The sequence below is a fragment of the Marinifilum sp. D714 genome (assembly GCF_030851345.1).
Taxonomy (GTDB): Bacteria; Bacteroidota; Bacteroidia; order Bacteroidales; family Marinifilaceae; genus Marinifilum.
On record NZ_JALPNU010000026.1, the window covers coordinates 1 to 25,297 of the forward strand.

The following is a 25,297-nucleotide window of genomic DNA, read 5'->3' on the forward strand; positions in this document are numbered from 1 at the left end:
TGATCTTAAATCAGTTTTTAACTATATTTGAAGAAAGGGTCAGACTAAACATCTAACCCTCTAAATTTCATTTACACACTTTGTGGGACAGTGTCTTTTATTTTATAACATTTAGTTTTATTTTTTCTTGAAGATATTCAGATTTGGTTTCTTAGGTAATTTGATCTTTAGAAACGATAAATATGACGATGTGTGTCTGTCTATCTTCTGGTCGTAAACATCTGCAATCGTAATCATGATTCCTGTTTCTTCAACATCGCCAAAGTGTGTGTTCACTGCAGTGCCAAAACATTTCATTGTTGGCGATAAACCCATGTAAGCATTGATAAGCGGAGGAATGTTTTCCCCGTTTTTTCTTACATTTTGTGATAAAATTTTATAATTCTCATCGAAAGTTTCACCGCAAAAATCTTTCGCCAATTGTTCTTCATCCATGTTTGTTTGAAGTGGAGTGGTTGGCCATGCCAATTTTTCTACATCATTAAACATCTTGTTCATGAAATATAAAATGTGATTCCTTGCATCTCTATTGTAATCAGGATACATGGTAACCTTGCCAAAGAAATATTTAATTTCAGGATAATCAACAATTAAAGCACCAAGTCCATCCCATAAATTATCTAAAGCATACAAGCTTTTTCTTCCTTTTTTTATTGATTGATAATCAGGTTGAACAAAAGAACGGCCAAGTTCAATCATGTGAGGCATATAGTTCTTTTTAAAATCATCGGAGAAGTTAAAAAGTCTTGATGTTGCCAAATAAGTCTCTCCATTTTCATCAACAGGAGCTTCGCTACACAAAATATAACGATAACCACCTAAAATTTCTTTGGCTTTAGGATCCCAAACAATTAATTGGTGATACGGTTTTTCATCAATGTCAAAATTGTCGATATCAAGCTCTTTACCAGTTCCACCACCAGCTTTTCTAAAGGTAATTTCTCTTAATCGACCAACTTCTTTCATTAAGTTAGGAGAGTCGTGATGAGTAAAGCAATAGATTTCATTAGACCCCTTGTTGGTCTTGCGTACAAATCTCTCTTCTGTTAGCTCTTTTTCAAGCTCTTCTCTTGGTACAGGGGGAATAATTTCTTTCATTTTAAAGTGGTGTTAATCCTAAGTAGGATGGTTTTATTTTTGGTTTTAATGGGCAACGAAATTAATCACTAATCGAAACAAATAATATTAATGTTATTTAATTTTTGATAAAAGTAATATTCGTTTTTAGTGATCTGCAAGTTTGTAAGTTTCTCTTTTCATTTTTTCTGCCCACTTATCATACGATAAGCTCTTGTCAAAAGTTTTATAAGAAACAGGCTTTCCAATTCTAACTGTAAAAGTTTTACCTCTTTGCTTAAACAGTTCGTTTGGCAAATATAACATTTCCAAATTAGATTTTAATCCAAAGAACTTTCTTAGGTTGGCTAAGTTGTAAAAAAAGTTAGAATTTCTGCCATCCATGTATATAGGAACAATATCCCTTTTGTGTTTTATTGATTTTGCAATAAAACTTTTCTTCCAGTCTAAATCCTCAATTTTCCCCTTTTGTTTTCGAGAGACTAAACCTGCAGGAAATGTTAGAATAGTAGATTCGGATTGGTATGCATTTTCCAATAAAATTGCAGCAGCTTTTGCTTGACCTCCGTGTTTGTTAATTGGAATAAATACATCGTTTAGGTTTTTGATATTCATTAGGATATCATTTACCAGAAATCTTATGCCGTCAAATTCTTTTCCAAAAATACTAATCAAGATAATTCCATCGGGACCTCCAAGTGGATGGTTAGAAGCAAATAAATATCTTCCATTTTTGTCAATGTTTTCAAGTCCTTCAACTTTGAATTTAATATCAAGTTCCTCCAAAACACTATCGGCAAATTCAATGCCCTGTTTTTGATAATTTCTAGATAGAAAATCGTTGATTTCATCTTGATGAATGATGCGTTTCAAATATCGCACAATAAAACCAGGAAGAAGCTTTGTCAGTTTTTCGCTTTTACTTGCAAATACTTTTTCGATATCAATTTTTAAATAATTATCTGAATTACTTTCCATAAAAGTTTAGCGTAGATTATTTAGGCTAGCAAATATCGCAAATTTATTGCATTGTTAGTCCAATTTTAAGGGCTTAATAGAACATCCTGAAGAATAAATAATTGTTGCAGCAAAGAAAAGTTATCAACAATACAATAAAAGTGGGAGTATGTGGTTGAAAGTGGGAGTTTTTTTCTCTAATTTTACAATTGTAAATCGATTTTTTTAATGCAAACATTCATAGGCGATTATCAATGCAAATTGGACGCAAAAGGGCGCGTGTTGCTGCCTTCAGCGTTTCGGAAGCTTCTAAATGGAGATTCTGAGAATCGCTGTGTGCTTAGAAAAAACCTGCATGACAGGTGTCTTGATTTGTATCCGATGAAAGAATGGGAAAGGCAAATTGAGATGGTTAGAGCCAGAGTTAATACATTCAATAAAAGGCATGCGGCTTTTATGCGTGAATTTTACAGAGGTACAGCGGAGGTTCAGATTGATAGTAATGGAAGGATTTTAATTCCCAAAAAGTTTTTTGAGTTTGCGGGCTTTAGAAAGGAAATCACCTTAGCAGGTCAGGATGATAAGATCGAAATTTGGGATACTGAAGCCTACGAAAAACCAGCACTGTCAGACGATGATTTTAGCAGTCTGGCAAATGAGATTTTAGGAGGGAGTATTAATCCTGAATTATAATTGATTTTGAGAAAAACATTGGCTTTCTTCGCGCTTGATTTAAATAGTGATTAAAAGATTAGAAATGAGTGAATATCATATACCAGTTTTGTTGGATGAATGTATTGAGGGATTGAAAATCAATCCTGAGGGAATCTATGTGGATTTAACCTTTGGAGGAGGTGGTCACTCAAGAGAAATATTAAAGCATTTAACTACTGGAAAATTGATCGGTTTTGATCAGGATGAAGATGCTGAAGCCAATGTTCCGGATGATGAAAATTTTATTTTCGTTCGTCACAATTTCAGATACTTCAAAAACTTTGTAAAGTACCTGGGGTATGAGAAGATCGATGGAATTTTAGCTGATTTAGGAGTTTCTTCTCACGAATTTGATGTTGCAGAGCGTGGTTTTTCTTTCCGTTTCGATGGTGATTTGGATATGAGGATGAACCAGAGTTCAGATTTTACGGCAGCTGATATTCTTAATGATTACGATGTTGAAGATTTGTTTAAGATTTTCAAAATGTATGGAGAAGTGAAGAATCCTGGTAAGTTGGTGAAATTGATTGAAAATTATCGCAAAGAGAACAATTTTGAAACCATTCAGCAGTTTAAAGAGGTGATCGCTCCATGTGTGCCAAAGTTTAAAGATCATAAATATTTGGCTCAGGTGTTTCAAGCACTAAGAATTGAGGTGAACAAGGAAATGGATGTTCTCAAGGAAATGCTGGAGCAGTGTGCGGATGTATTGAAGCCTGAAGGTAGATTGGTAGTGATAACTTATCACTCGTTGGAGGATCGGTTGGTGAAAAACTACATACGTGATGGTAAGTTTGAAGGAGGAGCCGAGAAAGATTTCTTTGGCAATGTTCAAACACCACTTACAAGTGTGAATAGAAAAGTGATTTTGCCAACCGAAAAAGAAATTGAAAGAAACGGTCGAGCAAGAAGTGCCAAGCTTAGAATTGCAAAACCAAATTTGAAATAGTATGTTCAGATTTAGAAAGAAATACAACGATTTTGTAAGTCCTACCAAAGAGCAGAAGGAGATTTCTAGTGCTTCGGTAAAGGATTTTATCGACGGTAGTATTTTAACTAAATCGGCAGTTGTTCAGCAATTGCCATTTGTGCTTTTTTTGGTTTGCCTTGGTATTTTTTATATCAGTAATCGATATAAATCAGAAAAGGTTTATAGAGATATGGTTAGTCTTGAAAAGGAATTGAAAGATTTAAGATTCGAGTCGATTACAACGGCTTCGGATTTAATGTATATGAGTAAGCAATCGGAAGTTTTAAAACGAGTTCAAAAGGAAGGTTTGGGTTTGATTGAATCAACAGAACCTCCTGTAAAAATTTACATCGATAAATAGTGCCAATAAAAAAAGATATCATATGGCGAGTTGGTTTGGTGTATGCAGTTGTAATGCTTTTTGCATTAATGATTGTAGGACGCGTTGTGACCTTACAATTGTTCGAAGGAGATTATTGGAGAGGAAAGGCTCAAAAGATCTCACAACGAGATGTAACCGTGCATGCCAATCGAGGTGATATATGTGCTGAAGATGGACGTCTTTTAGCAACCTCATTGCCATATTATCAGTTAAGAATGGATTTTAGAGCTTCAGGATTAACTGATGAAGTGTTTAAATCCAAAGTTGATTCTTTGGCTCTTTGTTTGTCAAGATTTTTTAATGACAAATCGAAGAATGAATATCGTCGATTTTTATGGAACTCAAAGTACAAGAAAAAATCCAACCGGTATGTCCTGATAAATCGCCGTAAGGTAAACTACAATGAACTTAAGGTGATTAAAACTTTTCCATTGTTCCGATTGGGCAAAAACAAAGGCGGTTTAATTTGTGAACAAGAAAATAAACGACAACAACCTCACCGAAATCTCGCTACAAGAACCATTGGTTATCTGAATAAAGAGGATAACAACAAGTTAATAGGTAGAGTTGGAATGGAAGGGGCTTTTGAAAGTGAGCTGAAAGGAGTTGATGGTGTTAGTATCATGCAAAAAATGTCGGGAAGATGGTTGCCTGTAAATATGGTGGAACCTAAGGATGGAAATGATCTGATTACAACCATTGATGTCAATTATCAAGATGTGGCAGAATCGGCTTTGTATCATCAGTTGGTAAAATATAATGCACATCATGGATCTGCAATTTTAATGGAAGTGAAGACAGGTGCCATTAAAGCAATTGCCAACATTGGTTATGACGAGAAGAAAAAAGTGTATCGCGAGTTGTATAATTACGCCATTGGAGAAGCAACAGAACCTGGTTCAACCTTTAAGTTAGCCTCTATGATGGCTCTCTTGGAAGATGGTTATGTTGGTCCAATGGATTCGGTTGATACGGGTAATGGAATTTATCGTTTTTACAATGCCAAAATGAGAGATTCTCATTATGGAGGATATGGAAAGATAACTGTTCAGGAAGCTTTTGAGAAATCTTCAAATGTTGGGATTTCGAAATTGGTAGATGAACACTATAAAAATAAACCAAGAGAATTTATTAATCGTTTGTACGATTTTCGTTTAAATGAACCTCTTGGATTAGAAATTAGAGGAGAAGGTACACCAAAAATCAAGTATCCTGATGATCCAACTTGGTCTGGAATTTCATTACCGTGGATGTCGATAGGATATTCGATTCATCAAACACCGTTGCAAACATTGACTTTTTATAATGCAATTGCAAATGATGGCAAAATGATGAAACCAAAATTTGTTAAGGAAATTAGATATCATGGTGAAGTGATATCTAAGTTTGATGATGAGGTTTTAAAATCGAAGATTTGTTCAGGACAAACATTGGAAACCGTCCAAAATATGCTGGAAGGTGTGGTTTTGAGAGGCACTGCCCGAAACTTGAGGAATTCAAACTATAAAATTGCAGGCAAGACAGGTACGGCGCAGATTGCAGACGGTAAAAAAGGTTATGGGCATAAGGTATATCAGGCATCATTTGTAGGATATTTCCCTGCTGACGACCCAATGTATTCTTGTATTGTAGTGATTAATCGTCCAAATAAAACCAAAGGATTTTATGGCAATCAAGTGGCAGGCCCTGTTTTTAAATCAATTGCCGATAAAGTTTATGCGATGAGCTATTCAATGCATCCAGAAAGAATAAATGAAGAGGAGGAAGGACCTAAAGTGCCCATCTCGCTAAACGGAAGCAAAGAGGATTTAGATTTGGTTTTTGATGACTTGAATATCGATATCACAAATCCAGAAATTCAAACAGAATGGGTGGTTACATCTCGTAAAGATTCTGTAATTGAATACAAATACAGACGAGTAAAAAACTTTTTGGTTCCGAATGTAAAAGGAATGGGAGTGCAGGACGCATTATATATATTGGAAAATGTAGGGTTGAGAGTTAATGTTCGGGGAGCTGGTTCTGTTTCCAAACAATCCTTGCGTCCAGGCAGCAATTTCCGTTCGGGAGATATAATAACTATTGATTTATCTTAAAAGAATAAGATATGAGTGTGAAGATAAATAAACTTTTTAGTTCGGTTAAAATAGAAAGCCTAAAGGGTATGAGTGATGTTGAGATCAACAACATTCATTTCGATTCGCGAAAAGTAGAGGAAGGGGACCTATTTGTAGCGTGTAGGGGAACTGTTAGTGATGGGCACAAATATATAGCATCAGTAGAAGAGAAAGGCGCAAAAGTTATTGTTTGTGAAGAATTGCCAGAAGTTACCAACTCTGAAACTACCTATATCATTGTTGAGGATTCATTGGTCGTATTGTCTGAATTGGCTCATAACTACTATGGGAAACCAACACATGACATTCAACTGGTCGGTGTTACAGGCACAAATGGGAAAACAACAATTGCAACTTTATTGTATCGATTATTCAAAAAGTTAGGGTACAAAGTGGGCTTGTTATCAACGGTAAAAAACTATGTAGATGAGAAAGAAATTGTAGCGACTCATACAACTCCTGACTCATTACAATTGAATGCATTACTTGCTGATATGGTTGCTGAAGGATGCGAGTTTTGCTTTATGGAAGTTAGTTCACACGCAATTGATCAGAGACGCATTGGGGCATTACAATACAAAGGAGGAATATTTACAAATATTACGCATGATCATTTGGATTATCACAAAACATTTGATGCTTACTTGAAAGTGAAGAAGCGCTTTTTTGATGATTTGGGTAAAACATCTTTTGCCATTACAAATGCTGATGATAAGAATGGCAAGTTAATGTTACAAAATACAAAAGCACATAAGTTTTTGTATTCAACTCGTTCTTTTGCTGATTTTAGATGTAAGATTTTGGAAAAGCATTTTACAGGAATGTTGTTGGAGATTGATGGTGTGGAAACCTGGACCAATTTTATTGGAGATTTTAATGCACACAATTTATTGGCGGTATATGCAGCAGCCAGATTATTAAATCAGGAGAAGGAGGAAGTGCTTCGTGGAATTAGCGAACTAACTTCAGTGGATGGAAGGTTTGAGAGTATCATATCACCGGAAGGTGTAATGGCTATTGTTGATTATGCGCATACTCCTGATGCTTTGAAAAATGTTTTAGAAACCATAGAAGCATTACGAACCAGAAATGAGCAGGTAATCACTGTTGTTGGCTGTGGAGGTGATAGGGACAAAACCAAGCGACCAACAATGGCAAAAATTAGTTCGAACTTAAGTGATAAGGTAATTTTGACTTCTGATAATCCAAGGTCGGAAGATCCAGATCAGATTATTTCGGATATGAAAGAAGGTGTTGAAGCATGTAATATTAGAAAAGTTTTAGCAATTACCGATAGAAAAGAGGCCATTCGTACTGCTTGTATGTTGGCACAAAAAGGAGATATCATCCTGGTGGCTGGAAAAGGTCACGAGGATTACCAGGAAATAAAAGGAGTGAAACATCATTTTGATGATAAAGAAGTAATACAAGAAATTTTTAAACTGTAGGTATGTTTTATTATTTGTTCAGATATTTAAATCAGTTAGATTTTCCAGGTGCTGGAATGTTCGATTACATTTCGTTTCGTGCGTCAATGGCAATTATGTTGTCCTTGTTTATTTCAACTGTATTTGGGAAGAAAATCATTTTATTACTTCAAAAACAACAAATCGGTGAAATTGTTCGTGATTTGGGTCTAGCTGGTCAGCTTGAGAAAAAAGGGACTCCTACAATGGGAGGAATTATCATTATCATTTCAATCCTGATTCCAGTTTTACTCTTTGCAAAACTGGAGAATACCTATATCATTTTAATGGTGATTACAACTGTTTGGTTGGGTTTTATTGGCTTTGTTGATGACTACATTAAAGTATTCAAGAAAGATAAGGAAGGATTGAAGGGAAGATTTAAGGTTGCAGGTCAGATTGGACTCGGGTTAATTGTTGGTCTTACTCTTTATTTGAGTGACGATGTTGTAATTCGAGAGAAAGCTAGTATTGATGAAATTGGTGTAAAAACAGAATTGGTAGATGAAGGATTTACTACAGAGAAACCTGGTGTTACAAGACTTACAACTGATGTAAAATCAACAAAAACCACTATCCCATTCTTTAAAAATAATGAGTTTGATTACGAATATCTTGTAAGTTTTGCGGGGGAGCATGCACCTAAATTGGCATGGTTGGTATTTATCATTATTACCATTTTTATTGTTACTGCCGTATCCAATGGAGCAAATATTACCGATGGGTTGGATGGTTTAGCAACAGGTTCATCTGCAATTGTTGGAGCAACACTTGGGATTCTGGCTTACGTATCGGGTCATGTTGTATATGCTGACTATTTGAATATCATGTATATCCCAAATTCAGGTGAGCTGGTAGTATTTATAGCTGCATTTATTGGTGCAACCATTGGATTTATGTGGTACAATTCATTCCCTGCACAAGTATTTATGGGAGATACAGGTTCGTTATCACTTGGTGGAATCATTGCAGTATTTGCAATTATCATTCATAAAGAATTGCTGATTCCTATTTTATGTGGAATCTTTTTGGTAGAGAATATATCAGTAATGATGCAGGTTTCATGGTTTAAATATACCAGAAAGAAATATGGAGAAGGCCGTAGAATATTTAGAATGGCTCCCTTACATCATCATTATCAAATGAAGGGTTATCCGGAACCAAAAATTGTAACTCGTTTCTGGATTATCGGAATTTTCCTTGCGGTGATTACAATAGTAACGCTTAAAATTCGCTAATGTTTATGGCAGAAAGAATTGTCATATTAGGTGCAGGAGAAAGTGGAGTTGGAGCAGCAGTTCTGGCTCAGGCGAAAGGATTCGATGTGTTTGTATCTGATCTTGGAAAAATTAGTGATAAGTACAAAAAAGCTCTTCAAGAGTATAAAATAGATTTTGAAGAGGGAGAACATAGCGAAGACAAAATATTTTCAGCTTATGAAGTAGTGAAAAGCCCTGGAATTCCGGATACGGCGCCTTTAATTTTAAAGCTGAAAGGTAAAGGTATTCCTGTAATCTCTGAAATTGAATTTGCAGGAAGATATAGCAATGCAAAGATGATTTGCATTACTGGTAGTAACGGCAAAACCACTACAACATTAATGCTTTACCATATGCTAAAAAAAGCAGGCTTAAATGTTGGTTTAGCTGGTAATGTTGGCGAAAGTTTAGCTTGGCAAGTTGCTGAGAAAAACTTTGATTACTATGTGTTAGAATTGAGCAGTTTTCAGTTGGATGGAATGTATCAGTTCAAAGCGGATATTGCGATATTATTAAATATTACACCTGATCATTTAGATCGGTACGATTATAAAATGCAGAACTATGTCGATTCGAAGTTTCGCATTACACAAAACCTTACAGAAAGTGATGCTTTTGTGTATTGTTGCGATGATGAAATCATCAGCAAAGAAATGGAGAATTGGAACTCTAAAGCTCAACTATTTCCTTTTTCAGTTAAAGAAGAACTGAAAACAGGCGGATGGCTTGAGAACGAATTGTTAACAATTGATTGTAACGAATACAAAATATCTATGGATAAAAAGGATTTATCATTACCTGGGATACACAACGTATATAATTCATTGGCATCAGGAATTGCCGGAAGTGTATTAGGCATTAGAAAAGATGCTATACGTGAGAGTCTAAGTGATTTTCAGGGTGTAAATCACCGATTGGAAAAAGTTGTGAAAGTGCGCGGTATTCAGTTTATCAATGATTCAAAAGCAACAAACATTAATTCAACATGGTATGCTTTGGAGAGCATGGAAGAGCCTGTAGTTTGGATTGTTGGTGGTGTTGATAAAGGAAATGATTACTCAGTACTTTTTGATTTGGTTGATGAAAAAGTGAAGGCAATTGTATGTTTAGGTGTTGATAATGAAAAAATCCATAAGGCTTTTGAAGGAAGAGTGAAGACAATTGTAGACGCTGATTCAATGGAAAAAGCGGTGAAATTATCCTATGAAATCGCTAATAAGGATGAAGTAGTGTTGTTGTCACCTGCATGTGCAAGTTTCGATTTGTTTAAATCTTATGAAGACCGAGGTGATCAATTTAAAGAAGAAGTAAGAAATCTGTAAAAGGAATAGTTTATGCAGAACTGGCTGGCAAGAATATGGAACTGGGTTAAGAATCCTAAACTAAGAGGCGATAAAGTAATTTGGATTGTCATTTTGCTGTTGTCTTTGGTTTCGTTGCTAGTGGTTTATAGCTCTACAGGAACCTTGGCTTATAAAGTTCGTGGAGGGAACACATCTTATTTCTTGATAAAACAGTTGGTTTTATTGGGTGGATGTTTTGTCATTATGTACTTTGTACATGCCATGCCGCATCGGTATTATTCCAGTTTTGCAAATATTATTCTAATAATATCTGTTGGGATGCTGATACTGGCCAAATTAATTGGTACGAATTTGAATGACGCTTCTCGATGGATAACAATTCCAGGTATTGGATTTAATTTTCAACCCTCTGAATTGGCAAAGTTGGCTCTGATATTGCATGTTTCGAGAACTTTATCAAGGTTTCAAGGGAAAGTCGGATGTAGTAAAGAAGCTTTTATTCATCTGATTGTTCCAATTGGAATAGTGTGTTTTCTGATATTTTTAGATGACTTTTCCACCTCTGTTTTATTGGGAGGTATTTGTTATATTTTGATGTTTATAGGTCGTGTAGCTTATAAATATTTGTTTGGTAGTATTGCTGCTGTTTTACTTGTTTTGGTGTTGTTAATTGCATTGGCTCCGGTAATTCCGAGTTTAGGTCGTGTTCAAACGGTTCGTAGTAGAATCGAGAACTTTTTCGATGAAGAACGAAGCATAAACAACAATCAAAACTACCAGGTTGAACAAGCAAAAATTGCAGTTGTTTCGGGTGGTATTTTTGGAAAAATGCCGGGTAATAGTACACAACGTAATTTTTTACCACATCCATATTCCGATTTTATTTATGCCATTATACTAGAGGAAATGGGATGGATTGGTGGTTTTGGAATTCTTGCCTTATATCTGTTCTTACTGTATCGGGCCGGAATAATAGTTCGGAAATGTAGTAGAACATTTCCTGCATTTTTGGTCATAGGTTTAACCTTAAGTATCGTTTTTCAGGCTTTGACAAATATGGCTGTTTCGGTGAATTTAATTCCTGTAACAGGTCAGCCATTGCCTTTAGTAAGTATGGGAGGAACATCCTTGATATTTACCAGTGCCGCTTTGGGGATGATATTAAGTATTAGCAATTGGGCAAACGAAGAAGAAAAAAGATTAAATGAAGCAGAAAATTAAAATAATAGTTAGTGGTGGAGGAACCGGAGGACATATCTATCCGGCCATTTCTATTGCCAATGCCTTAAAACAAAAGCATCAGGATTGTGAAATTTTGTTTGTAGGTGCCGAAGGAAAAATGGAAATGGAAAAAGTTCCTGCTGCTGGATATGATATAGTTGGATTGCCTATTCGCGGTTTACAAAGAAGTTTATCGAAGGAGAATTTAAAGTTTTTCCCTCGCTTGTTAAAAAGTATTTGGAAAGCAAAAGCAATTGTGAAGGGCTTTGAACCTGATGCTGTTGTTGGTGTTGGAGGTTATGCCAGCGGACCATTATTGCATGTAGCTGCAAAACTTGGTGTGCCTGCATTAATTCAGGAACAAAACTCCTATGCCGGGATCACCAATAAATTACTAGCTAAAAAGGCTAAGAAAATTTGTGTTGCCTACGAAGGAATGGAGCGATTCTTTCCAAAAGAGAAGATTGTGTTGACAGGGAACCCTGTTCGGAAGGATTTGATGGAAATTGAATCGAAAAGAGAGGAAGCCTTAAAGCATTTTGACTTGAATCCTGATAAAAAAACAATCTTGATTGTTGGAGGAAGTTTGGGAGCAAGAACCATAAACAATAGTGTTTTAAATTCACTTGATGCCATTTCTCAATCAGGAGTTCAGGTGATTTGGCAAACAGGAAAGTTTTATATAGAAAAAGTAAAAAAAGAGCTTGAAAATTGGGATTTGCCTAATTTAAAGTTTATTGATTTTTTGAGCCGTATGGATTTGGCTTATGCTGCTGCCGATATTGTAATTTCAAGAGCAGGAGCAGGAACCATTTCTGAATTGTGCTTGGTGGAGAAAGCATGTATTTTGGTGCCTTCGCCTAATGTTTCGGAAGATCATCAAACCAAAAATGCAATGGCATTGGTAAATAAAGATGCTGCGGTGATGGTAAAGGATGCTGAAGCGGAAGTGAAATTAATTCCACAAGCTTTGGACTTAATCAATAAGGAAGAAAGATGTGCTCAGTTGGCAAAGAATTGTAAGTTACTTGCCAAACCTGATGCCGCAGATGATATAGCAGAACACATTCTTGCAATGATATAATATGAAGTTAGAAGATTTTAAAAATATTTATTTCGTTGGTATTGGAGGAATAGGAATGAGTGCAATCGCACGCTACTTCCATTCCATAGGTAAGAATGTGTTCGGATATGACAGAACATCGACCAAACTAACAGGTGAGCTTTTGGAAGAAGGTATTAAAATTACTTTCGAAGATGATTTGGATACAATACCAAATGATTTTCTGAATAAGGAAAATACATTGGTTGTGTTTACTCCGGCAATTCCAAAAGATCATCAGCAATTGAGCTATTTTAAATTAAATAGCTATACCATTATGAAACGATCTCAGGTTTTGGGTTTGCTTTCGGATGATTTAAATGGAATTGGAATTGCAGGGACTCATGGGAAAACTACGGTTTCAACCATAACAGCTCATATTTTTAACAATTCAAAAATGGGTTGTAATGCTTTTTTGGGAGGCATATCCAGAAACTATCAGTCTAATCTTTTATTGAACAAAGATAGTTCATGGGTAATTCTGGAAGCCGATGAGTTTGATCGATCTTTTTTGCAGTTGCATCCTAAAATTGCGTTGATTACATCAATGGATGCTGACCATTTGGATATTTATGGTGATAAATCAGAATTGGAGAAGAGTTTTCAGGAGTATGCCGGTCAAATAAAGCAGGATGGAATATTAGTTCATAAAAAAGGTTTGCATCTTGAGAATGTCGAGGTTGAAAAGTATACCTATTCGCTAAATGAGATTGCAGACTTTTATGCCAAAAATCTAACACTTGTTGAAGGTTTCTATGAGTTTGATTTGGTTCATCCGCAAGGAGTATTTGAAAAATTAAAATTCTCTTATCCTGGTAAGATTAATGTAGAAAATGCAATAGGAGCGTGTAGTGTAGCTATTCTTGGAGGAGTAAAGGAAGAGGAAATCAGATTTGCATTGTCATCATTTGAAGGAGTTAGAAGAAGATTCGATTATCAAATCAGAAAAGACAATTTGGTTTTTATAGATGATTATGCGCATCATCCAAAGGAGTTGAAAGAAAGTATTTCTTCGGTTAGAGATATTTATCCGAATAAGAAAATTACTGGAGTTTTTCAGCCGCATTTGTATACCAGAACCAGAGATTTCGCAGAGGGATTTGCGGAAAGTTTAAGCTTGTTGGATGAAGTAATTCTGTTGGATATTTATCCGGCAAGAGAATTACCAATTGAAGGGGTAAGTTCCAAGATGATCATGAAAAAAATTACGGTTCCAGTTTGCACTTGTTCAAAAAAGGAATTGATTGATTTGTTGGAGCAAAAAGATTTGGAAGTTCTTTTGACTTTAGGTGCTGGGGATATAGATAAATTGGTTGAACCAATTAAGAATATGTTGATAGAAAAATAAAAGCATGCTTAAAAAAATTACTGTCATATTAATTTGGATATCACTGTTGGGATATTTATTGGTAAGCTTCTCCTTCGTAGGTGAGAAGGGTGATGCCATTATCCTAAATGATATAAAAGTTAAGGTAAAAGATAGCATAGACAGTGGTTTTGTTAGTAATAAGGATGTAGAGAAGATTGTAAAAAAACAGTATCCAGACTGGGAAGGAAACTCTGTTTATGCGATAAATAAGGAAGTTTTGGAGGATAAGATCAATCAGATTCCATATGTGAAAAGGTCGGAAATCTATTCTTCGCTTTCAGGAAATCTGATTATTGAGATTCATCAGAGAAATCCTATTGTTCGTATTTTACAGGGAAGAGGATATTATATTGATGAGGAAGGAAAGAAAATGCCATTATCCTCTAAATTTACATCAAGGGTTTTGGTGGTTTCGGGGGCAGTAAATGAGCAGTTGATAAAAGAAGAGCTTTTTGATTTGGTAAAATTTATTACAAATGATGAATTTTGGAAGTCGCAAATAACTCAAATACATGTAACACGCGGGAAAGAGTATGTTTTGGTACCACGTGTAGGAGCACATAAAATTGAGTTGGGAAGCATTGAAAATTATCAGAAGAAATTCAAAAAATTGTATGCTTTGTACACCGATGGGTTTACAAAAACCGGGTGGAACAGATACAAAAGAATCAACCTGAAGTACGAAAATCAGGTGGTTTGCACAAAAAAGAACTAGAATGGTTGGGACGAATAATATAATAGCCGCAATTGATATAGGAACAACAAAAATTGTTGCCATACTTGGTGAGATTTCCGATGATGGAAAGCTTAACATTTTGGGTATGGAGCGTACTGTTTCTAAAGGTGTAAAGCGTGGAGTAATTCATGATATTGAACTTACCATCGAGGCTATTAATGAAGCTGTGGCTCGTTTGAAAGAGAAGACCAATAAGGAATTTTCTACGGTATATGTGGGGATTGCCGGACAGCATATTCGTATAGTCAAAGAGAGGAAATTTAAATATATAGAAAATTCGGTCGAAGAAATTACAAAGGAAGATATAGAGCAGATTACCAATGAGAATTACAAGCATCCTGTTGAAATTGGTGAGCAAATTTTACATGTAATTCCTCAAGAATTTGTTGTTGATAAAGAGGTTGGAATTAAGAATCCACTCGGAATGGCTGGACGAAGGTTAGACGGGCATTTCAATATCATAATTGGGAGAACAGCTTCAGCCAGAAACATCGAAAAATGTGTTCGTGAAGTTGGATTGGATGTGGAAGAATTGGTTCTGGAACCTTTGGCATCATCCTTGGCAGTTTTAACTAAGGAGGAGAAAGAGGCAGGTGTTGTGCTTGTTGATATAGGTGGTGGAACCACCGATGTAACTGTTTATTTTGATGGCGTTTTAAAACATGCTTCGGTTATTCCATTTGGTGGAGATCATGTAACCAGAGATATAAAAGAGGCATGTTCGGTATTTTCACGACAGGCTGAAGCATTAAAAGTGCAATTTGGTGAAGCTGTTGCAGATATGACTTCAGATGATAAAGTAGTTACGATTCCTGCAACTGGTGGATGGGATGAGAAGGATATATCCTTTAAATTTCTCGCTCAAATTATTCAGTGCAGAATGGAAGAAATCATCGATTCTGTGAAATTCCAGGTTGAATCAACAGGTTTGAAAGATAAAATTGGTGCTGGAATTGTGTTAACCGGAGGGGGAGGTTTACTTACCAACCTTGATGTTTTAACACAGCAAAGAACGAATTTGGATGTAAGAATAGGATTCCCTAGAAACTCAAAAGTGAATTTGGAGGAAAATATTGATCATCCAATGTACTCAACCTCTATTGGTCTTTTATTAAAAGGAATGGAAAAACCCAAAACAAAGCCTGTGGAAAAGACCAATTTAAATGGAAATAAACCAAAAAAGAAAAAAGGATTTACAGCATTCCTTGGATCTTTATTTGATACCCAAGATGTGGATATGTAAAAAAGATATTGTAACCCTAATACTGTGAGATCATGATTGACGAATTATTACCGGTTAATTTTGAACCAAAAGAAAAATCCATAATTAAAGTAATTGGTGTGGGTGGTGGTGGAGGAAACGCCGTCAACCACATGTTAAAAGAAGGAATTACGGGGGTTGATTTTGTAATTTGTAATACTGATTCACAAGCACTCGAAAATAGTCCTGTACCCATTAAAGTTCAGTTGGGAAAATCGCTAACCGAAGGAAGAGGAGCAGGAAATAAACCTGAACGAGGAAGAGAATCTGCAATAGAAAGTTTAGACGATATCAACAAAGTATTGAGTGAAAAAACCAAAATGGTTTTTGTAACTGCCGGAATGGGTGGAGGAACCGGCACTGGTGCTGCGCCGATTATCGCAGAAGCTGCTCGCCAGCAAGATGTGCTTACGGTAGGGATTGTTACAATACCTTTTAGATTCGAAGGAAAGAAAAGGATTCAACAAGCTATGGAAGGAATTGAAAACCTTGAAAAGCATGTTGATGCATTGTTGATTATTAACAATGAGAAGTTGAGATTAATGTATGGAGATTTAAAACTTTCCGATGCATTTGCCGAAGCTGATAATGTTCTTTCTGTTGCTGCAAAAAGTATTGCAGAAATTATAACAGTTGCTGGATATGTAAATGTCGATTTTGCTGATGTTGAAACAGTAATGAGAAATAGTGGTGTGGCTGTAATGGGATCAGCTACTGCTTCAGGACCAGATAGATCAATTCGAGCTATCGAAGAGGCTTTAACCTCACCTCTTTTAAATAGCAATAATATTGTTGGTGCTCGAAATATTCTTTTGAATATCATTTCTGGTAAAGAGGAAGTTACCATGCAGGAAGTGAGTCAGATTACCGATTATGTACAGGATGTTGTTGGAGATGATGTGAGTGTGATTTGGGGAAATGGTTACAATGAGAAAATGGGAGACGAGCTAAGTGTTACCATTATTGCAACTGGATTTTCTGAAAATCCTATTCCCGAATTGATGATTGAACCAAGAAAAAGAGCAGAGGATGCCCCAAAATTGGAGTTGATCATTGAAAATCCAGCTGCAGATGAAGAAAAAGCAGCAGCAAAAAGAAGAGAAGAAACTCAGCGTCGTGAAGAATTAATGCGGAAGCGCTCCGAGGAAGAAAAAGAGGAAATTCTTGAAGTAAAAAGCGATAATACCAAGCCAGAGTCCAAACCAGATCCTCACTTAGAAACTAAGGAAGTGGACGAAGAAGAAGAGGAAAGTATAAATGGTTGGTTTAAGAAAAGTTTCTCAAATATATTTGATAACAAGGATACTCCTATGTAAGATCAATAATTTGATTTTGTGATTATAAATTAGGAGAGATTAGAAGTATAAAAAATGGCAGAAGATTTAATTGATTTTAGCTTACCCGAGAATGAATCATCAATTATAAAGGTAATTGGTGTTGGTGGTGGTGGTGGTAATGCTGTAAATTACATGTTTCAGCAAGGCATTAAAGATGTAGATTTTGTGATATGCAATACCGATGCACAAGCTTTGGAGAATAGCGAAATACCTGTTAAAATACAATTGGGAGAATCTTTAACCGAGGGTAGAGGAGCTGGAAATAAACCGGAGCGTGGAGCACAATCGGCTATTGAAAATATTGATGATGTTAATGAAGTATTAGCCGATAATACCAAAATGGTTTTCATTACCGCCGGAATGGGGGGAGGAACCGGAACTGGAGCTGCACCTGTGATTGCCAAAACAGCAAAAGAGCAAGGTATCTTAACTGTGGGTATTGTAACCATTCCTTTCCGTTTTGAAGGTCGTCAAAGATTGAATCAAGCAATTGAGGGAATCAATAAATTAAAAGAGAACGTGGATTCATTATTGGTGATTAATAATGAGAAATTGAGCGAAATATACGGAGATTTAAAGCTCTCTACAGCCTTTGCTAAGGCAGATGATGTTTTGGCCACAGCAGCTAAAGGAATTGCCGAAATTATTACATTACACGGATACATTAACGTGGATTTCGAAGATGTAAAAACGGTAATGACCGATAGTGGTGTTGCGGTAATGGGATCAGCTTCGGCAGAAGGTGAAGACCGATCGGTAAATGCCATTCGCGAAGCTCTTACTTCTCCATTGTTGAATAGTAATGATGTTCGAGGAGCACGAAATATTCTTTTGAATATTAGCTCGGGAGAAGAGGAAGTTACCATGGACGAGGTTGGCGAAATTACCGACTACGTTCAAGAAGCAGTTGGTGACAGTGCATCTATCATTTGGGGAACAGGTCAGGATTTAGCTTTAGGAAAGAAAGTATCTGTTACCATTATTGCTACTGGATTCGAAAATGGAGGAATAACTGAGGAGATTGAAAAACCAAAAACAACTGCATTTAGAGGAGGAAGAGGTACGGCTCAGCAAACTAAAATTTCGTTGGAAGAGGAACCAATGGTTGAGGAAAAAAAGGTGGTTCTAACGGATTTAAAAGATGCAGAAATTGATGAGTTCGAAAGTATTCCTGCTTACAAAAGAAAACAACAGAAATTGGATCAAAAGCGTTACCATTCAGGAAATGTGATTAAATTTACTCTTGATGATGAATAAACGATTTTTGATAAAATAAAATACTATGAGCTTACTTGAACAAATTAATGCAGATATGAAATCTGCAATGAAAGCAAAAGAAAAAGATAAGTTACAGGCTATTAGATCTGTAAAAACTGCTCTTACACTTGAAATGACTAAAACAGGAGCTTCGGAAATTGAAGATGCGGCAGCTGTTAAAATTATTCAGAAGTTGGTGAAGCAACGTAAAGATGCTGCAGATACCTATAAGGGTGGTGGAAGAGAAGATTTGGCTGAAAAGGAATTGCTTGAAATGAGTTTCCTTGAAGTTTATCTACCAGCTCAAATGAGCGATGAGGAATTGACTGCAGCAGTTCAAAAAATTATTGCTGATACAGGAGCTTCATCAATGAAAGAAATGGGAAAAGTAATGGGAATGGCTACAAAACAATTGGCAGGTAAAGCCGATGGTAAAGCCGTTGCTGATAAGGTAAAAGCTTTACTTTCGTAAATTCTTTTATTGTACGATATTAAAAAAGAGTTGTCATTTATTGACAGCTCTTTTTTTGTTTTTCTACTTCGTATTCTCACTTGGAGTGAAATTACCAATAATTCCATTTAAATTTCATAGTGAACTTTAGGTAAACGCAGGTTAATACAATCTTTTATCCCAAGATGTATTTTTCGTCCTGCAGCTTGCAGGAGCAAAAATACATCCCTGAAAATTCTTCCTGCAAGCTGCAGTAAAGAAAATACAGTGTGTAAAAATCATCCTGTTGACTGCTGGATAAAAAATACAGCATGTAAAAAGCATGCTGCAAGCTGCAGTAAGAAAAATATACCTTGTAGCTGTACCAACAATTTGACACAAAAAAAGCGAGATGACCAAATCACCTCGCTTTCTTTATGTGCTTACTATTGTCTAGTAAAACTTATATCTTTTATCAACAACATTAGCATTTTCTCTTAACGCCTGGAATGCTTGATAGTTTGTACGATATTGATATCCTTGTTCTAATCTTGCTTTGAAAGCTTCAACTGTATCATCAGTAACTTCATCAGTTGTTTCGTTGGTAACTAATACCATGTAAACACCCTGGTTACCTTCAATTGGAGCAGAAATCTTTCCTTTTTCAAGAAGAGAAGCAGTACTAATTACGTTTGGTTCAATACCTGCACCAGGAATCTGGAATGAAGAGAAGCTAATACCAGTTGCATTCTTTACTTCTAGATTTTCTTTCTGTGCAACAGATAGAAGCGATTGTGCTCCTTGGCTGTTTTTCTTAAACTCAGCAATCATTTGCTCAGCTTTCTTTTCTTTTCTAATCTCACGTTTAATAGTAGAAGCTACATCATTGATGTTTGCGAAACCTTCTTCTTTAATGCTAGAAAGAACAGCAACAACAAATTTATCACCAAATTCAAATACTGCTGATTGTTCGTTGTTCATCAAAACATTTTCCATGTCTTCAGTTTGGTAGGCTGCTCTAACCAATTCTCTTGAGTTTTCAAGACCAGGAATGTTTTTGGTATCTCTTCTTAGGTTAGCAGTTCTTCTTTGCAAGTTTTGCTCCGACACAGCTTTTAAGAAAGCTTCTTTGCTTAAGTTGTTTCCCGCAAATGTACGAGCTTTAGCGTAAGCTGCCTGAATTGTTTTGTTACTAGCTTCAACTTTACGGTCAACAATTGCCAACTGTACTTTTTTAACTGCTTTTCCTTTGTTGGTTACTTGTAAAACGTGAGCTCCAAATTGAGTTAGAACAACTTTGATTTCGTTTCTTTTCGAATCGAAAGCAGCCTCGCTAAATGGAAGAACCATTTTACCTTGTGTGAACCAACCAAGATCACCGCCATTAATAGCTGATCCTTGATCATCTGAATTAGCTTTTGCTAAATCATCGAAACGAGCTCCTTTTTCAAGTAATGTTTTTAAGCTATCTGCCTTAGCTTGTGCAGCAGCATAATCACCGTTTACCGGACGAATTAAGATATGACGTGCTTTAACAGAATCAGGAAGCATTTTAACTTCGTTGATTTTAGCTAATTTGTATGAATCACCTTCTGAGTATACACCACTCACATCACCTTTTTTACCTGAGAATGCGAATTCTGCTAACTCAGCATTTGTGATGTCTTCTTTTTTCAAATAAAAAGGATTGAAATCTGTATCCGCATTTAATTCTACAAACTGAGCATTGTTGGTTTCAGCAGCAAAATCTACTTTTAAATCAGCAACCGAATTTTCAGTAGCTTTATAATCATCAGTCGAAGGTTCAATCAAAAATGGAACGTAATCAATTCTTCTTGATTCAGTTTGTTCGAATAAATCTTTGTGTTCGTTATAGTACTCTTTAATTTCAGAATCACTTACAGTAATTGTACTATCTGGAATCAAGTTGTAATTTTTAACGATATAATTGATATCTACTTTTTTGCTTCCTTTGGTAGCTAAATCTTTAACCATTGCATTTGGCATGTACAAACCTTTTTGAATTAAAGAATTGTACTTGGTTAAAGTTCTTTGAGTAGTCATTGCATTTTCGATGTTCAACCAATAGTTTTTTTGCGGAGTTCCCTTAGGAGCGTTAATTAACTGTTGAAGAGTTGCAACTACTTGTTCTTTGTTAAAAGATCCGTCAGGACCTTGGAACATTTGACGAATTGTAGGGTCGATATTTCTACCTTGAACCATGTCGAATAATTCATCAGAAGTTACTGAAATTCCTAATTCATCATATTCAACATTCATTACCATTTCTTGAACCATTTGCTGCCAAGTCTGTTCTCTTAATCTATCCATTTGTTCTGATGGAATTGAAGATTGACCAGACATCATTTTTGCTACTTCAATATTATGGTTGAATCGATTCTGAAAATCACGAATATTTACTGATTCACCTGCAATTTCTGCCATTTCATTTCGTGAATTCGTCAATAAGGAACCACCCGATTTTAGAGCGTCACCAGCAATAAATGCAAACAAAGCTCCCCCAATGATGATCCCAATAAACACACCACGGTTTCTTATTTTCTGTAATGTTGCCATCGAAAAAGATTTAAATATTTCTTAATTAGGCTACGAATATACAAAAAAATGGGAAATGATTGCCTTTTATAGCTATCAGTTTGGTGCCTTTTATAGTAAAGTAAGAATTACTTGATAAATGTTTGAAAATTGATGTTCAGAAGAGGAGTTTTATTATCCGAAATGATTACAAATATCAATGATTATTTATTGGAAGATTTTGAGTCTAATATTCAGTGAATGAGAAATGAAAACGCTAGGCAATGATGGTTAATTTAATTTTCTCGACCCTGGTATTACTCACTTCTACAATCTTAAAATTAAAGTTCTCAATTCTGATGGTTTCGTTATACTTGGGTATACTTTCGTGATTAAATAGAATGAATCCATTCAAGGTTTCAAAGTCTTCCGATTCAGGAAGGTTCAAATCATATTTGTCATTCAGATAATCAATTTCTAATCGACCCGAGAATATAAATTCATTCTCAGATAGAACTTCCTCTTCCAAATCGATATTATCATGTTCATCTTCAATTTCACCAAATATCTCTTCCATGATATCTTCAATAGTAACCATACCTGCAGTACCACCAAATTCATCAACAACTACAGCGATGCTTTTTTGTTCCTTGGTAAATAGGTTTAGCAACTTATGTGCTGCCATGGTTTCTGGTACAAAAATAATTCGACTTAAAGCAGATTTGATACTTTGTGGCTTTTTGAAAATTACCGATGAATGAACGTAACCAATAATGTTATCTATGGACTCTTTGTAAATTAGAATTCTTGAATAGCCGGTTTCAATGAATCTTTGTGTTAAATCTTCAAGTTCACCATTTAATTCCATGGCTTCTATTTCATTCCTTGGAACGATACATTCGCGTAGTTTCACTTTGGAAAAATCCAGTGCATTTCTAAAAATCTTGATATCATGTAGTTCATCTTCAGCAATTGCCTGAGTATCCTGTCCTTCTTGTACCAAATGATCTAGGTCGATTTTACCAAACGCTTGTGTTTCCTCGTCTTCCGTTATTTTGGTATTGAATAGTTTGTGGATAATATTCTTCGATAGCATCATGGTTATAATTGTAACCGGATAAAAAACGATGTAAAAGAACATTACAGGAAGAGCAAAAAGATTCAGTGCAAAATTTGGATTAAGCCTAAACAATGTTTTTGGAATGAACTCTGCTGTAACCAAAATCAAAATGGTTGAGATGATGGTTTGAATGGTTAAAACCAATGATTCAGAATCAACCCAAAGCTCGATTGATGGTTCAAGCATTTTTGCCATAACAATACCATACACTACAAGCGCAATGTTATTACCTACCAGCATGGTGCTGATATAGTGACCTGGATATCGAGAAAAAATGGATACAATTCTGGATGAAATGGTATTTTTATTTCGATCCAATTCCATGCGCAATTTATTGGCAGCGATAAAAGCAATTTCCATTCCTGAGAAAAAGGCGGAAAGAGCAAGCATGGCAAAAATGATGATCAGATCATTCATTTATTTTTGGGATTGGTTTTTCTCTCGGGTTCTTCTTAAGTATCTACGCGAAGTATACATTAATGCTGCTAGTATGGCAATAACGTACAATAAAATATTCTCGGAGAAATTGGTTTGCATGGTTCTGTATACGGCAAGACTAGCACTGCTAATCATTACAATCAACCAAACAATTTCTAATACAAATGGTAGTTTTTGATTCACTTTATCAGGTTTTGTTGTATGCAAGATAATAAGCTTTATTGATTATTGCTCATTTTTATCCTCAAAATATACTTTTCCTGAGCCTTGTTTCAGTCTTAAATCATTCATGTCTTCATCAATTGAAAAGCTAGAGCCTTCCAATACTTGACCATCAGCTGTGATAATTCTTGTATACTGATTTGAATAAATTAACTTTTTGGTGTGATCCCAAAACATTAGTTCAGAACTAATCGTCTTGCCATCTGCACTTTTGGCAACCACATTATTTCTTAACTCCCAAAGTTCATCCTTCGGATAATGTTTTGCATAGTTTGCTTTAATTTCCCAGGCTACCGTTTCATCCTTATCGTATGAAATAATTTTACCTCCTTTGGGGAATTCTTGAAGCATTCCACTTTCTTCCGAATCTGTTTCAATAAATTCTACGGCAAAAGCTCGATATTGAATTTTAGTTGAATCGGTGAAAATAAATTCAACTTCTTTACCTTGTTGCAAAGGAAGGTTTTCGTTGGTTGTAAGACTCTGCACCTCTTTCATGCTGTTCTCACAAGACAAAAGCATCGCAATCCCCGAAAGGATTACAATGCTTTTGATAATATTGTATTTATTTTTTGGCGTACTATTCATTAAGTCTAGCCTTTGTAGTTTCATTAACCCAACCACCTACAGTGATTACATCTCCATCCTTAATACCTTCGAAGAAAGCATTTTCTTTATTTGGGAAATGTCTAGAATAAGTAGCAATTTGCTTGCTAGCTTCTTCTGCACAATTAGGATCAATTGCTTTAGCTCTCTTGAATTTATCAACAGCTAACCAATAAAGATATTTTTTCTCGATTGGTTTAGATCCATATTTTGGAGCATATGCGGCATAAGCTTTACCAATTAGAATGTAAGGTTCACCCCATCCGGATCTTAAATTAGCTGCTTTTAAAGCATTACTTCTACATGCGCTAAGTTTACTTTGACTTAGTTGGATGTAAGCTAGTTTGTAATGTAAGTCAGCTTTAATGTCAGCATCCTGTTCCAATTCAATGGCTTGTTCTAAGTATCCGATACTTTTGTCAAACTCTTTTTTCTTGATAAACATTTTAGCCAAGTTGTGAGCAGCATCAGCATTTGGTTCTAACTCATATTTTCTTTCAGCAACCATTGCGTATAAAGCACCATCTTCACACTCTTGGCGATTCAACATACGAAGGATTTTGTTGATCAAAACCATATCGTCTTTGTTTGCCTCAAATTTTGCTGTAAAGATATTACTTAATGTCTCGCAGTCAGCAACACCAGCTTTGAAGAAGATTTGCTCTACGTTTTTACGAGCATTATCAAGGTTTTCTTTTTTAGATTCTTTGGTTTCAGCATCAATCTGCTTCTTAGCCATATCCATGAAAAGAAGATAGTTATCGATTACTTCTTCTGGCTCAATTTCACCAGCTTTAACCAAAATACCTGAAGCTTCCATAGTATAGTTTATTACAGTTGCTTCTGATTTTAATTGCTGCATTTCGATAGATTTCTTCAAAATACTGTAAGCTTCTTTAACCGATGGGATATGTTTTTTCTTATACTTGAATAAATCACCACCCTTACGGCCAAGAATCCAACCTTCAGGATATTTGCGGTCTTTACCGAAATATTTGATACGCTGATCGTAAACCATCATCAAAGTGTCAACATACTTTGGGTTTTTGGTTTTGCGTAGCATACCACGCATAATTGTTACACCTTTAATGTAAGTTGTTTTTTGGAAAGCTGGAGCATTATTGTAAACGTATCTCCAACCTGGAAGAGCCTCTTCGTAATTTTTTTGTTTCACCATCTCAACATATAGAGAGGCGTTCAATACAGTCTGAGCACTATCCAATCCATATTTTGATTCCAAAGTCTGTGCCTTAAGGGTAAACATACTTGAAAGCAAAAGAACCACAGTTGCGATTGTAAATCTTGTTTTCATGTTATTAAATTTTTTATAATCAAGTTTAATTGTTGCAAAACTATAAAAATGGACTTTAGAATATCCTATAAAATGTCATATCTATTAAGTCAGAATAAATATAAC

Annotated in this window: 22 protein-coding genes; 15 read left to right on the plus strand and 7 right to left on the minus strand. The window is 35.5% G+C overall.

Annotated features, from left to right (window positions below; translation table 11 throughout):
* Positions 1-117: 117 nt before the first annotated feature.
* Together M0051_RS16855 and M0051_RS16860 are read right to left on the minus strand one after the other, a co-directional pair.
* Positions 118-1,098: a GNAT family N-acetyltransferase gene (locus M0051_RS16855; RefSeq protein ID WP_306742700.1), complete on the minus strand. Its 981-nt coding sequence runs from the start codon at positions 1,096-1,098 to the stop codon at positions 118-120.
* 126 nt (positions 1,099-1,224) lie between these two features.
* Positions 1,225-2,055 carry a 1-acyl-sn-glycerol-3-phosphate acyltransferase gene (locus M0051_RS16860; RefSeq protein WP_306742701.1) on the minus strand — a complete coding sequence of 277 codons (831 nt, stop codon included), beginning with the start codon at positions 2,053-2,055 and terminating at the stop codon, positions 1,225-1,227.
* Between the two features lie 207 nt (positions 2,056-2,262).
* Between M0051_RS16860 and mraZ the strand changes: the two genes are divergently transcribed.
* From mraZ to M0051_RS16935, 15 genes are all read left to right on the plus strand, one after another.
* Positions 2,263-2,727: a division/cell wall cluster transcriptional repressor MraZ gene (mraZ, locus tag M0051_RS16865; protein ID WP_306742702.1), complete on the plus strand. Its 465-nt coding sequence runs from the start codon at positions 2,263-2,265 to the stop codon at positions 2,725-2,727.
* 64 nt (positions 2,728-2,791) lie between these two features.
* A complete protein-coding gene (rsmH, locus tag M0051_RS16870; RefSeq protein WP_306742703.1) occupies positions 2,792-3,697 on the plus strand; it encodes a 16S rRNA (cytosine(1402)-N(4))-methyltransferase RsmH in 906 nt (301 codons plus the stop codon).
* 1 nt (position 3,698) lies between these two features.
* Positions 3,699-4,079, plus strand: a complete 381-nt coding sequence (locus tag M0051_RS16875; RefSeq protein ID WP_306742704.1) for an FtsL-like putative cell division protein — start codon at positions 3,699-3,701, stop codon at positions 4,077-4,079.
* On the plus strand, positions 4,079-6,196 hold the full coding sequence (locus M0051_RS16880; RefSeq protein ID WP_306742705.1) for a penicillin-binding protein: 2,118 nt from the start codon (positions 4,079-4,081) through the stop codon (positions 6,194-6,196). The genes M0051_RS16875 and M0051_RS16880 overlap by 1 nt, the downstream gene beginning before the upstream one ends.
* An 11-nt stretch (positions 6,197-6,207) precedes the next feature.
* Complete coding sequence (locus M0051_RS16885) at positions 6,208-7,665, plus strand: UDP-N-acetylmuramoyl-L-alanyl-D-glutamate--2,6-diaminopimelate ligase (RefSeq protein ID WP_306742707.1); 1,458 nt, start codon at positions 6,208-6,210, stop codon at positions 7,663-7,665.
* Between the two features lie 2 nt (positions 7,666-7,667).
* The gene (gene mraY / locus M0051_RS16890) at positions 7,668-8,921 is read left to right on the plus strand and encodes a phospho-N-acetylmuramoyl-pentapeptide-transferase (protein WP_306742708.1); all 1,254 of its coding nucleotides are present in this window, start codon (positions 7,668-7,670) and stop codon (positions 8,919-8,921) included.
* A 5-nt stretch (positions 8,922-8,926) separates the two neighbouring features.
* On the plus strand, positions 8,927-10,264 hold the full coding sequence (gene murD, locus M0051_RS16895) for a UDP-N-acetylmuramoyl-L-alanine--D-glutamate ligase (protein ID WP_306742709.1): 1,338 nt from the start codon (positions 8,927-8,929) through the stop codon (positions 10,262-10,264).
* A gap of 12 nt (positions 10,265-10,276) precedes the next feature.
* Positions 10,277-11,467: an FtsW/RodA/SpoVE family cell cycle protein gene (locus M0051_RS16900; protein ID WP_306742710.1), complete on the plus strand. Its 1,191-nt coding sequence runs from the start codon at positions 10,277-10,279 to the stop codon at positions 11,465-11,467.
* A complete protein-coding gene (murG, locus tag M0051_RS16905) occupies positions 11,451-12,551 on the plus strand; it encodes an undecaprenyldiphospho-muramoylpentapeptide beta-N-acetylglucosaminyltransferase (RefSeq protein ID WP_306742711.1) in 1,101 nt (366 codons plus the stop codon). The genes M0051_RS16900 and murG overlap by 17 nt, the downstream gene beginning before the upstream one ends.
* 1 nt (position 12,552) lies before the next feature.
* Positions 12,553-13,917: a UDP-N-acetylmuramate--L-alanine ligase gene (gene murC / locus M0051_RS16910; RefSeq protein ID WP_306742712.1), complete on the plus strand. Its 1,365-nt coding sequence runs from the start codon at positions 12,553-12,555 to the stop codon at positions 13,915-13,917.
* A gap of 4 nt (positions 13,918-13,921) precedes the next feature.
* The gene (locus tag M0051_RS16915) at positions 13,922-14,653 is read left to right on the plus strand and encodes a cell division protein FtsQ/DivIB (protein ID WP_306742713.1); all 732 of its coding nucleotides are present in this window, start codon (positions 13,922-13,924) and stop codon (positions 14,651-14,653) included.
* A gap of 1 nt (position 14,654) precedes the next feature.
* Positions 14,655-15,917, plus strand: a complete 1,263-nt coding sequence (gene ftsA, locus M0051_RS16920; protein WP_306742714.1) for a cell division protein FtsA — start codon at positions 14,655-14,657, stop codon at positions 15,915-15,917.
* Between the two features lie 32 nt (positions 15,918-15,949).
* Positions 15,950-17,251, plus strand: a complete 1,302-nt coding sequence (gene ftsZ, locus M0051_RS16925; protein ID WP_306742716.1) for a cell division protein FtsZ — start codon at positions 15,950-15,952, stop codon at positions 17,249-17,251.
* A gap of 54 nt (positions 17,252-17,305) precedes the next feature.
* Positions 17,306-18,529 carry a cell division protein FtsZ gene (gene ftsZ / locus M0051_RS16930; RefSeq protein WP_306742717.1) on the plus strand — a complete coding sequence of 408 codons (1,224 nt, stop codon included), beginning with the start codon at positions 17,306-17,308 and terminating at the stop codon, positions 18,527-18,529.
* 25 nt (positions 18,530-18,554) lie between these two features.
* Complete coding sequence (locus tag M0051_RS16935) at positions 18,555-19,001, plus strand: GatB/YqeY domain-containing protein (protein ID WP_306742718.1); 447 nt, start codon at positions 18,555-18,557, stop codon at positions 18,999-19,001.
* Between the two features lie 411 nt (positions 19,002-19,412).
* On the opposite strand, the gene M0051_RS16940 is transcribed toward M0051_RS16935, so the two are convergent.
* The 5 genes from M0051_RS16940 to M0051_RS16960 form a co-directional block, all read right to left on the minus strand.
* On the minus strand, positions 19,413-21,536 hold the full coding sequence (locus tag M0051_RS16940; RefSeq protein WP_306742719.1) for a peptidylprolyl isomerase: 2,124 nt from the start codon (positions 21,534-21,536) through the stop codon (positions 19,413-19,415).
* 235 nt (positions 21,537-21,771) lie between these two features.
* On the minus strand, positions 21,772-23,031 hold the full coding sequence (locus tag M0051_RS16945; protein ID WP_306742720.1) for a hemolysin family protein: 1,260 nt from the start codon (positions 23,029-23,031) through the stop codon (positions 21,772-21,774).
* Entirely contained in the window at positions 23,032-23,235 is a 204-nt protein-coding gene (locus M0051_RS16950) for a hypothetical protein (protein WP_306742721.1), read from the minus strand.
* A 42-nt stretch (positions 23,236-23,277) separates the two neighbouring features.
* The gene (lptC, locus tag M0051_RS16955; RefSeq protein ID WP_306742722.1) at positions 23,278-23,862 is read right to left on the minus strand and encodes an LPS export ABC transporter periplasmic protein LptC; all 585 of its coding nucleotides are present in this window, start codon (positions 23,860-23,862) and stop codon (positions 23,278-23,280) included.
* A complete protein-coding gene (locus M0051_RS16960) occupies positions 23,855-25,192 on the minus strand; it encodes a lipopolysaccharide assembly protein LapB (RefSeq protein ID WP_306742723.1) in 1,338 nt (445 codons plus the stop codon). Before M0051_RS16960 ends, lptC begins: the two co-directional genes overlap by 8 nt.
* Positions 25,193-25,297 lie beyond the last annotated feature (105 nt).

Excerpts from the sequence above, each read along its gene's own strand:
- M0051_RS16855 (WP_306742700.1), bottom strand. The coding sequence starts at position 1,098 with ATGAAAGAAATTATTCCCCCTGTACCAAGAGAAGAGCTTGAAAAAGAG.
- M0051_RS16860 (WP_306742701.1), bottom strand. The coding sequence starts at position 2,055 with ATGGAAAGTAATTCAGATAATTATTTAAAAATTGATATCGAAAAAGTA.
- mraZ (WP_306742702.1), top strand. The coding sequence starts at position 2,263 with ATGCAAACATTCATAGGCGATTATCAATGCAAATTGGACGCAAAAGGG.
- rsmH (WP_306742703.1), top strand. The coding sequence starts at position 2,792 with ATGAGTGAATATCATATACCAGTTTTGTTGGATGAATGTATTGAGGGA.
- M0051_RS16875 (WP_306742704.1), top strand. The coding sequence starts at position 3,699 with ATGTTCAGATTTAGAAAGAAATACAACGATTTTGTAAGTCCTACCAAA.
- M0051_RS16885 (WP_306742707.1), top strand. The coding sequence starts at position 6,208 with ATGAGTGTGAAGATAAATAAACTTTTTAGTTCGGTTAAAATAGAAAGC.
- mraY (WP_306742708.1), top strand. The coding sequence starts at position 7,668 with ATGTTTTATTATTTGTTCAGATATTTAAATCAGTTAGATTTTCCAGGT.
- murD (WP_306742709.1), top strand. The coding sequence starts at position 8,927 with ATGGCAGAAAGAATTGTCATATTAGGTGCAGGAGAAAGTGGAGTTGGA.
- M0051_RS16900 (WP_306742710.1), top strand. The coding sequence starts at position 10,277 with ATGCAGAACTGGCTGGCAAGAATATGGAACTGGGTTAAGAATCCTAAA.
- murG (WP_306742711.1), top strand. The coding sequence starts at position 11,451 with ATGAAGCAGAAAATTAAAATAATAGTTAGTGGTGGAGGAACCGGAGGA.
- murC (WP_306742712.1), top strand. The coding sequence starts at position 12,553 with ATGAAGTTAGAAGATTTTAAAAATATTTATTTCGTTGGTATTGGAGGA.
- M0051_RS16915 (WP_306742713.1), top strand. The coding sequence starts at position 13,922 with ATGCTTAAAAAAATTACTGTCATATTAATTTGGATATCACTGTTGGGA.
- ftsA (WP_306742714.1), top strand. The coding sequence starts at position 14,655 with ATGGTTGGGACGAATAATATAATAGCCGCAATTGATATAGGAACAACA.
- ftsZ (WP_306742716.1), top strand. The coding sequence starts at position 15,950 with ATGATTGACGAATTATTACCGGTTAATTTTGAACCAAAAGAAAAATCC.
- ftsZ (WP_306742717.1), top strand. The coding sequence starts at position 17,306 with ATGGCAGAAGATTTAATTGATTTTAGCTTACCCGAGAATGAATCATCA.
- M0051_RS16935 (WP_306742718.1), top strand. The coding sequence starts at position 18,555 with ATGAGCTTACTTGAACAAATTAATGCAGATATGAAATCTGCAATGAAA.
- M0051_RS16940 (WP_306742719.1), bottom strand. The coding sequence starts at position 21,536 with ATGGCAACATTACAGAAAATAAGAAACCGTGGTGTGTTTATTGGGATC.
- M0051_RS16945 (WP_306742720.1), bottom strand. The coding sequence starts at position 23,031 with ATGAATGATCTGATCATCATTTTTGCCATGCTTGCTCTTTCCGCCTTT.
- lptC (WP_306742722.1), bottom strand. The coding sequence starts at position 23,862 with ATGAATAGTACGCCAAAAAATAAATACAATATTATCAAAAGCATTGTA.
- M0051_RS16960 (WP_306742723.1), bottom strand. The coding sequence starts at position 25,192 with ATGAAAACAAGATTTACAATCGCAACTGTGGTTCTTTTGCTTTCAAGT.